Annotated in this window: 6 protein-coding genes; all 6 read right to left on the bottom strand. The window is 48.1% G+C overall.

Going from position 1 to position 4,211, the window contains the following annotated elements; translation table 11 throughout:
* On the bottom strand, positions 1 to 907 hold a 907-nt coding region (locus HQK80_15765), incomplete at its 3' end, for a ferric reductase-like transmembrane domain-containing protein (protein MBF0223649.1).
* A gap of 149 nt (positions 908 to 1,056) precedes the next feature.
* Entirely contained in the window at positions 1,057 to 1,569 is a 513-nt protein-coding gene (gene purE / locus HQK80_15760; GenBank protein ID MBF0223648.1) for a 5-(carboxyamino)imidazole ribonucleotide mutase, read from the bottom strand.
* A gap of 449 nt (positions 1,570 to 2,018) precedes the next feature.
* Positions 2,019 to 2,438: an ATP-binding cassette domain-containing protein gene (locus tag HQK80_15755; protein MBF0223647.1), complete on the bottom strand. Its 420-nt coding sequence runs from the start codon at positions 2,436 to 2,438 to the stop codon at positions 2,019 to 2,021.
* A 10-nt stretch (positions 2,439 to 2,448) separates the two neighbouring features.
* Positions 2,449 to 2,925: a hypothetical protein gene (locus tag HQK80_15750; GenBank protein MBF0223646.1), complete on the bottom strand. Its 477-nt coding sequence runs from the start codon at positions 2,923 to 2,925 to the stop codon at positions 2,449 to 2,451.
* A gap of 93 nt (positions 2,926 to 3,018) precedes the next feature.
* Entirely contained in the window at positions 3,019 to 3,834 is an 816-nt protein-coding gene (locus tag HQK80_15745; GenBank protein MBF0223645.1) for a 4Fe-4S binding protein, read from the bottom strand.
* Positions 3,835 to 4,078: 244 nt separating this feature from the next.
* On the bottom strand, positions 4,079 to 4,211 hold a 133-nt coding region (locus HQK80_15740), incomplete at its 5' end, for an ABC transporter ATP-binding protein (protein ID MBF0223644.1).

Raw genomic sequence — 4,211 nt, 5'->3', positions numbered from 1 at the left:
TGCTGAAAGCTCCGTATGGCCCGTCAAGATAAGCTGTTTGTCCGGGAGAAACCTCCTTGATTCCCCTTGTGAAGTCGCCCAACTCTTTGATGGTGAAATGGATCGTCTGTGGCTGTACAGCACTTGATGACATGGAAAAAGGATGTTCTTTGAGGGCAAAGGGCGAGTCCCTGAGGGTCAGCCAGGCAAACTGTCCTGGCATAAAAGTAAAACCCCTGTGTCCTTCCGGCTGCAAAACCAGAGTCCAGGCATCACCCCTTTCTTTAACTACTTGCTCCACCCGGTAGGGGTGCCTGAGTAAAACCAAAGGTTTTATCAATCGCACATAAAACAAAAGAGCCAGACAGCAAGCTGAAATGGTTGCCCAAAGCACACGTTTCCAGGGAGATGAAACGTAGTTGCCAATTCCTTCAATGTGGACAATGGCCAGCACCAGGGCTGCTATGGCGAAAAGTGCATGCCATATTCTCCAGGCATCATAATGAATTCTTAATTGTTGACGCCAGAGCGAAGTGACCATAAGAGCCGTCAATGCCGCTATGGATGTAACGCCGGCCAGCATATGCCAGGAAATGACTGAAGGTCTCAAGTCATCAAGCAGGTCCGGCTCAAGAAAGACCAGTATAACTGGATGGGCTACTATAAAGACAAACGACACCAGGGCAATCCAGCGGTGGAAATAATATATCAGATCAATGCCGAAAGGTACAGCGGCATGCCGAAAACGGGCGGTGAGGACAAACATACCTCCCATCATCGATGTCCCGGCAAAGCCAAGGGCAATGGAGAAATCCCACCAAAACCCACTACCAGAAGGGCCAGGAGCCAACAGAAGAACGAACAAGGGTGTCAAAACCAGGCAGAGATAGACAGCAATCCAAAAAAAACCCCGCTGAACATAATTCATCTCCACCTCCCTTTGATTGACTTCTTCTGTGCCATATTTTCTTTACTGCGGCTATTCAGCTTGTCACAATGTTACAATGATCCTTATCCGAGAGTGATGTATCGTGTACTGCTTTCCCTTCATGAATTAATGTAAACTTTTTGCATACTTTATTTATACCCCCCACCCAGGTTTTTTTGCAAATTTTTAGATTTTTCCTGAAGTTGATTTCGTGTCTCTTCCCTATATGCATCCAGCATATCACCGATTTCAGGGAATTTAATAGATAATATGGAACAGGCAAGATAAGCGGCATTTTTCCCGCCATCTATTGCTACTGTAGCAACCGGAATGCCTGGAGGCATCTGCACGGTTGCATAAAGAGCATCAACACCATTCAAAGCTCCAGAAGAGAGGGGAACACCAATGACTGGAAGAGTAGTGTGAGAGGCTATTACGCCTGCGAGATGTGCTGCCATTCCTGCTCCGGCAATTATCACCTCAATCCCCCGTTCTCTTGCTGTTCTAGCGTAAGTGGCCGTTTTATCGGGAAGACGGTGGGCCGAGCTGATATCAATTTCATAAGGAACATCCATTTCGTCTAGCACCTCGATCACTTTTCGCATTACCGGTAAATCACTGTCGCTGCCCATGAGAATTCCCACAAGTGGTTTTCTAACCATATTTCATCTCCTTTATTGTAAATTGTAATTTTGATATGAATTTCTGCATGTAATCAACAACTCCATTTTTATTTTCGACAACTCCCCTGCGGGTTTTTTCTTGTTTTCGTTGGAGTTCGAGCCGATCCGCTCTTTTGTCCGGGGCAGGATGGCTTGACAAAAATGAATGGGCGCTGCCCAAGGTGGCTAGTTTTCATAAGGCGGAAACGGCTGCTTCAGGCCTATGTCCTGTATTAGTAAGAAAAAGAAGACCGCCATTGATGCCATCCGCCATGTCTTAAGGAGCCGCCCTCGCCCTTTGATCACCAGCGAATGCAACACCAGCGTCAGCAAACAGGGTAAATGTCACAAATATTCTTAAAAAGTTCATGTCATATTCGCCTGTGAAGAAAAGTTGTGCTGAAACCTGCCCATCGGTAAGACAGAACAAAAAAGCAGGAGATGAATTTTTAATTTTGTATCTGACCGTCCTTCAACCTGATGATTCGTTCCGATCTCATGGCCAGTTCATTGTTGTGGGTAACCATGACAATGGTCAGCCCACGGGCATGAAGCGAGGTGAGCAGGTCGAATATCTTCTCACTGTTTTCCGTGTCTAAGTTGCCGGTGGGCTCGTCAGCAAAAATCACTTCTGGGTCGTTGACCATTGCCCTGGCCACGGCCACCCGCTGCATTTCTCCACCGCTGAGCTGGCTCGGGTTGTGGCTGTGCCGGTTTTCTAATCCGACGAGGTCAAGGAGCTTCGTTATTTTTTCCTTGTCAACCTCTCGTCTGGCGAACCGCAGGGGAAGGGCCACATTTTCGTAAACCGAAAGGCCGGGAATGAGATAAAACTGCTGAAAGACAAAACCGATTTTTTCTCTGCGTATCTGGACAAGCTCATTCTAATAGCCTCAATAGGATTAATTTTTGACGCCTTCCATGCAGGATATCCTCCTGCCAGCAGACCGACAGCCAGCGAAAAGGCAATGCAGGAAAAGGCCAGGAGCGGGTCAAAGTTGTCATGGTTCGGGCCAGAGCGGCTAGGGAGTTGACCGCCTTTGCTTCCTGAAGATAACCTATTATAGCGTTGACCAGCACTACACCGAAAATAACGCCGGAATCCACCCATTCCTGAAGAAGAGCGGTAATGATTCCTGAGACAATCAGAATATATATTAGGGGCTGGTGAAACTGGAGCAGAAAACGTTTGAGCGGCCCTTTCCCTTTTTTTGCGGTTAAAGCATTTGGGCCATACGAATCCTGCCGGTTTTTTATTTCAAAATGATCAAGGCCCTTTTCAAGGTTACCCCCAAGGAGTTCGATAACCTCTTTGTCTGGCAGATGATGCCAGTGTTTGCCAATTAAAGTGCTCATTCTTGACCTCAAAAAATTCCGGGCACGGTCAAACTTGCTGTCGTGCAAGAAAGCCATGTCTGGGTAGGATTAGTAAAAGTGTAAATATGGTAGCTAAATCCTCACATCACAGACAAGGGCCTTACAGGTTTTGTGGCACTCAAGACAGCGGTTGCATGTCTGGGAGTTTAGCGATTTGAATGGGTCGAGCCCTTGCGGACAGGAGCGCTTGCACTTGCTGCATTGGTTGCACTCCTCTGCCTTCACCTTCCTGAAGAGACCAGAAGCCTTGTTAAAGATGCCATAGAAGCCGCCGATGGGGCAAAATAGGTGGCAAAAAGGGCGGGATATAAAGGTGGAGAGCAGGAGTATCGTAATCATGATCACCATGCCGGAAAATGCCATCATCCCTTCAGGGCCGCGCAGAAACTGCGGGATGCCGGTGGCGTCTTGGGCAAGTCTGGCAATCGTGCCGGGCGGGCAGATGTTGCAGAAGAAAAGGGACTTAGTCTGGTAGGCCATGACCACGCCTAGAAAGATGAAGATAGGAATCCTTCCCCACGCCATCCAGTCGGGCAGCTTGAACTTTTTAACCGGAACTTTGTGGAAATAATCCTGAATGGTGCCAAAGGGGCAGAGCCATGAGCAGGTCCATGTGCCAAGAGTCGAAGCGAAGAGGAAAAGCGAAGCAGAGGTTGCGGTTAACAGTGCGACCGTCTTTGGTGCCAGTGCTCCATACATCCCCATGACCATGGCTCCGGTCTGAAAAGCGATCAGTGGGCACTTGACCGTGGCAAAAGCGCATCGGGAACAGTTGAGAAAACCGCAGGGCAGGTTTTTGAAATAAGAAAAAATATAGGCGTTTGAAACTATAAGCGTGGCTAACTGCACCCATCGCCTGAGGGCAATACCTTTTATGTACTTTATCATTTTGCCCTCCTAGCGTGAACGCTGCCTGGGAGCCACATAACCGGATGGTGGCATAGGCTGCTGCATCATCTGGGGCGGCATGCGCTGCTGCAACATCTGAGGAGTCAAACTAGGAGGCATTTTCTGGGGAGAGCCAGGTCTGAAGTGGAGACCCAACACGAAGGAACTGACAATGGCAATTACAACCCATGATAATCTGAACAACTTCCAACCACTCATAATTCTTCTACCTGATGCAAAATATTCAAACTTGTATCTGACCGTCCTTCAACCTGATGATTCGTTCCGATCTCATGGCCAGTTCATTGTTGTGGGTAACCATGACAATGGTCAGCCCACGGGCATGAAGCGAGGTGAGCAGGTCGAATATCTTCTCA

Source organism: Desulfobulbaceae bacterium (assembly GCA_015231515.1).
GTDB lineage: Bacteria > Desulfobacterota > Desulfobulbia > Desulfobulbales > VMSU01 > JADGBM01.
The sequence above is the reverse complement of the archived record's forward strand: the minus strand, read 5'-3'. Positions and strand labels throughout refer to the sequence as shown.